This is a genomic window from Shewanella sp. 10N.286.45.A1 (assembly GCF_041470405.1).
GTDB lineage: Bacteria > Pseudomonadota > Gammaproteobacteria > Enterobacterales > Shewanellaceae > Shewanella.
The window spans coordinates 1-4,380 of the sequence record NZ_JBFRMK010000258.1; the positions used below are offsets into that span (position 1 = coordinate 1).

Sequence of the window (4,380 nt, forward strand, 5' to 3'; positions counted from 1 at the left end):
GGGTCAAATACTTAATGCGATTGGTATAAGGCAGAGACATGATGAAATTAATGATAAACCGATTACATAAAAAGCAATCGTTTCGGAATCTAATGGTAGGCATGGCACTGGCAGTTACTTTAAGTGCCTGTGCGACCCCTTACGATACTGAGAAGAGTTTTCGGACCTTTGGTAAAGGCTTTGAAACAATGCAAATTGCTGCCGATAGTTGGCAGATAAGTTTTGTTGGCAATACTAATACTGATAGGGCGCTGACACGAAAGTATGTCATGTTGAAATCTGCAGAGTTGTGCCAAAAAGCAGGTTACCCTTACTTTACCTTTACCAATGAGCAAACTAACAGAGACTCGGTTGGCCAATTTGGTGCAGGCACTACCACTAGTGATATTCTGTGGGGCAGTTCTGCCATTGATAAAGCGACATCTACGGTTGTTGAGGTCACAGGGCTTAAACAGCACCCTGCGAATTCAGGAGCACGTATTTATGATACCAGCTATATTCTGAGTCATGTCTCCTCTGATAGCTAAGCGGTGGACATATGAGCGCCCTCAAAGGGGCGCTTATTTTTGTTGTTGCAATGTGAGAGTTAGCGGTGATTCGCTATTTAAACTTTAATGATATTTTTGCCCCACCTAGCTCAATTGAACGACCAATAACAAGCTCTGAACCCATCCAATCTCCAATGCGTTTGACGATGGCGAGCCCCATACCGTGTCCTGCATTATCTCTACTTTGCTGCCCTCGAACAAAAGGCTTAACCACTTGTTCGGTTTCTGTTTCGGCAATTCCTTGGCCATCATCTTCAACGTGCAACCAAGTCGCGTTGTCAGTTAGTTCTAATCTGACCTTAATTTTTGACTGACCAAAGCGTTCAGCATTGCTGAGCAAGTTAGCAACTTGCATTGATAGATATTTAGGATCCGTATTGATCATTATAGATTGTGATGCGGGAATATATTGCAGTTGTAAGCGATTGTCGGCATATCCAACGAGTTTCCTTTCTAACCAGGCATTAAGTTCTACAGATTGCAATTCAGGCTGAATATTCGCTTGGTCAAGGCGTGCATAGTTTAATAGTGTTGCAACTAATTCCTCCATTGCATCAATATCACGATTTAATCGCTTAAAATACTTAACCCGCAGTTGTTCATTTTGAGTTTCCTCAAGTGCTTCAATGCCGAAACGTAAACGTGCTATAGGGGTTTTAAGGTCGTGAGATACAGCTCTGCTAAGCAATTTGTTATCATCAATTAGCTGCTGGATACGATCGGCCATCCGGTTAAATTCAGTTTCAATTGTACCAATATAGGACGTTTTGCTGACGTTAATTCGCTGTTGTAACTCACCCATACCAAATGCTTGAGTTGTTTTACTTAAGGTTAATAATTGCCTGATAAGCGGAGATACCCATACTAATAATATCGCCACAACACCAATATAAAACAGCATGGTATAAAGCTTATTGAGGTCAAAGCTTTTTTCTTCAGGTGAGGTGAGTTGGGTTTTGATATTAAGCACTTGGCCAGTATCAGGTATTAGGTAGTGCAGTGATATGCCCTCGTCAGACTCCAGCGCCAAGGTCTTTTCATTATCAAATTGTAGTTTTAATGAGGGTGGCAGAATAAATTCAACCTCAGGGGTGAGTGACATCTGCTGTTGATTATGTTGATTCCAGTTGTCGACAAATCCTTGTTGATTTACTTCGTCGCCGGCAAGTGTGCGTGATAGTGTAATGCCTACTAGTTTTAATGCGGCTAATTGTTCGTTAGTGCTGGGGCTATCAGTATCAGGGTTTTGTAATGTGGCAAATTCACTTATTGACCAGCCTAAACTGATAATGGAGGCAAGCACTACTAGGATGAGAGAGACGATTAGTTTTTTCATTGGATATGACCTAGTTATAGAGCTGTCTATCGATAGTTATGATTCATCTTCACGGCAAAATAGATAACCCTTACCTCTAATAGTCTTGATCTTATAGGGCTGATTATTGGCCTCATGTAGTTTTTTGCGTAGACGTGATATGCGGATATCGACAGAGCGATCAAAGCCGTCATATTCAATCCCTCTTAGCTCGGCAATTAGATCGGTACGGCTAACGACAGTGCCGACCTTCAGAGCCAGTAACCATAAAACATCAAACTCATTTGCATTTAGATCTAAGGCTTGCTGTTCAATGGTGACAGATTTAGCCGTTGCATTTAGGGTTAAAGAGTCGAATACCAGTTGTTGTTTTATATTGTCGTCAGTCGCGCGGCGCAGTAAGGCTTTGATTCGAGCAAGCATGACTTGTGGTCGAATAGGTTTAGTTAGGTAATCATCAGCGCCGACCTCTAGCCCCTGAATTTCATCACCATCTTCAACACAAGCGGTCATAAATAGAATTGGGCCAGTATAGAAAGCCCGAGCTTCTTGACAGACATCGAAACCGTTTTTAACGGGCAACATGACATCTAAAAGCACTAAATCAGGCCGCTCTTCTGCGATCATTGCTAGCGCATAATCGCCCTGATTTGCCACAGTAATGCTATATCCGTGGTCGAGTAGGTAATCACTTATCCACTCAGCTAGAGAGCTATCATCTTCGACAACCAATATGTGTTTCACATTAGCCATGATTAAAAGAGCCTCCAGCCAGATGGACTTTGCTTTGGGGCTTTGTAAACCCAAGTCACTACAACCTTTACTTCAGCAACAGCATTTAAGTCATCTTGACTCACTAATCTGAATGTTGTGGTTGAGTCACTTTCGAAGCTGTACTTAAATTGCTGCAGCGCTTTTCCATCCCAACAGGTTAATGGTTGCTGACTTTGTGACAACATAAGGCAAAAGCGGCCAATCGCCGGTGTTTGCCATTGAAATAATACATCTTGATAGCAAATCTGTCCTTTATGCAAAGCAACACATTGCTCTGGTGTCGCAGTGAAAATGACAGGCTGTTTATGCTCAGAGGCTATCGATGGGGCTGCAAATAAGATTAGCGGCAACCAGGAATATAATCTATTCATAAGCCAGCTAGAATACATAGCTGACTGATGCGTTAAAAAACGACATGTGATCAGCCTCATTAAAAGGACTATTGGTGACTTCGTCTGAGAGCATATTGATACGATACATTGCTCGAAATACAAAGCTTTCGCTAATTGGGTAGGCAACGCCGAGTTCTACCCCGTAACTAAATGAGCTCTCAGGTTGGTATTGTGGAAAGAGTGTTGTAGCCTCCTCGCTGCTTACACCGAAAAGGTGCTGGTTCAATGTTGCAGATGAATATTCAACGCTGGCTAATGCGTGAAAGTTCCAGTTGCGTATTTGCCAAGACTTTCCTAATCGTGCAGAGCTCTGTATCCCTTGGTCATCGTAATAGTCGCTGACGATTCGATACTGGAATACATAATGATCATCCCAATAGCGAGTTGCACGGAAACCAGCACCCACATAAAGTGAATCTTCGGACATGAGATAACTATTACGTTCTGCCTCATTCAGGGTCGCAGGGTCAACGCCTTCGGGGCGTGCCCATGAACTTTTGAGGTTGGCGACTAGCAGATCTAATGACCAATTTTCTGAATTCCAAAAGTTATAGCCTAGATTGATACCATCTTGAGATTGATGAACCATTTCAACAAAAAGGCCGTTATATTGGTACATTCCACTGATTAATAAGGAGGGTTGTACCGCTTGATGTTCGCTTTGTCGAATATCTACTTTATTGACGCTATATACACTCGCTCCGAGCTCAAAGTAACCTCCATTTTCAAGGCGGTTATCAACGCCTCCAGCGACACTGGTTGCTATGTCTGATGCTGATACAATCGCGGGAACGAACGTTAGCATGAGCAAAAGTAGTCTCATACAATGTCGTGGCGAATACCCAAAAATACTATTCATTATATTAACTGACTTATTGAGAAAGCTATATGGTCCGAAATCTTTGAAAGGCTAGGCAAAGTATTATTCCATTGGATTTGTTGGTATTAACTTTTCGAGCGACATTGGTGAGAATCTTTAGCAGGCCTATCAGTTTGCAACTGAACAACATAATGCTTGGGATACTTGTCGAATAAAAAGTAACTTAGCCTAGAAATCTAAACCTTGTTGCAAACTAACGCAATAGTTTAGCTATTTAGTGGTAAGTATTTACAAGTGTTGCTTGAATTGTACATGAGTCATGTTTCGACTTCAGCATTATCTGTTTGTGGTTGCTTGTGTTTTGATGAAGGCTGGCCATTCTCAAAAAAGGCCTCTAATGAGTAATGCCGTTCACTTAAGGTGAACGGCATTTTTATTTTTGGCATACCTTTGAGGCCTAGGTTTTACTGTTCTGGGGAAAGTTCTTTCTCTGCGCCCCTCTAAAATTAAGCTTTCAGCCATATTGTGAAA

5 protein-coding genes are annotated in these 4,380 nt (G+C 41.9%); 1 reads left to right on the forward strand and 4 read right to left on the reverse strand.

Annotation, left to right across the window (positions count from 1 at the left end):
- The first annotated feature begins 92 nt into the window (after positions 1-92).
- Positions 93-527: a CC0125/CC1285 family lipoprotein gene (locus AB4238_RS17740; protein WP_372034648.1), complete on the forward strand. Its 435-nt coding sequence runs from the start codon at positions 93-95 to the stop codon at positions 525-527.
- 73 nt (positions 528-600) lie between these two features.
- Here AB4238_RS17740 and AB4238_RS17745 read toward each other — a convergent pair whose 3' ends face one another.
- The 4 genes from AB4238_RS17745 to AB4238_RS17760 are packed head-to-tail and all read right to left on the reverse strand — an operon-like array spanning position 601 to position 3,852.
- Entirely contained in the window at positions 601-1,884 is a 1,284-nt protein-coding gene (locus AB4238_RS17745) for an ATP-binding protein (RefSeq protein WP_372034644.1), read from the reverse strand.
- 36 nt (positions 1,885-1,920) lie between these two features.
- Positions 1,921-2,616 (reverse strand): response regulator, encoded by a 696-nt coding sequence (locus AB4238_RS17750; protein WP_372034645.1) that lies wholly within the window; start codon positions 2,614-2,616, stop codon positions 1,921-1,923.
- A 2-nt stretch (positions 2,617-2,618) separates the two neighbouring features.
- Entirely contained in the window at positions 2,619-3,008 is a 390-nt protein-coding gene (locus tag AB4238_RS17755; RefSeq protein WP_372034646.1) for a DUF3019 domain-containing protein, read from the reverse strand.
- A 7-nt stretch (positions 3,009-3,015) separates the two neighbouring features.
- Positions 3,016-3,852, reverse strand: coding sequence for a MipA/OmpV family protein (locus tag AB4238_RS17760; protein WP_372034647.1), 837 nt, complete (start codon positions 3,850-3,852; stop codon positions 3,016-3,018).
- Positions 3,853-4,380 lie beyond the last annotated feature (528 nt).

Bases quoted from the DNA above. Each gene is read 5' to 3' on its own strand.
- AB4238_RS17740 (WP_372034648.1), top strand. From the start codon at position 93: ATGGTAGGCATGGCACTGGCAGTTACTTTAAGTGCCTGTGCGACCCCT.
- AB4238_RS17745 (WP_372034644.1), bottom strand. From the start codon at position 1,884: ATGAAAAAACTAATCGTCTCTCTCATCCTAGTAGTGCTTGCCTCCATT.
- AB4238_RS17750 (WP_372034645.1), bottom strand. From the start codon at position 2,616: ATGGCTAATGTGAAACACATATTGGTTGTCGAAGATGATAGCTCTCTA.
- AB4238_RS17755 (WP_372034646.1), bottom strand. From the start codon at position 3,008: ATGAATAGATTATATTCCTGGTTGCCGCTAATCTTATTTGCAGCCCCA.
- AB4238_RS17760 (WP_372034647.1), bottom strand. From the start codon at position 3,852: ATGAGACTACTTTTGCTCATGCTAACGTTCGTTCCCGCGATTGTATCA.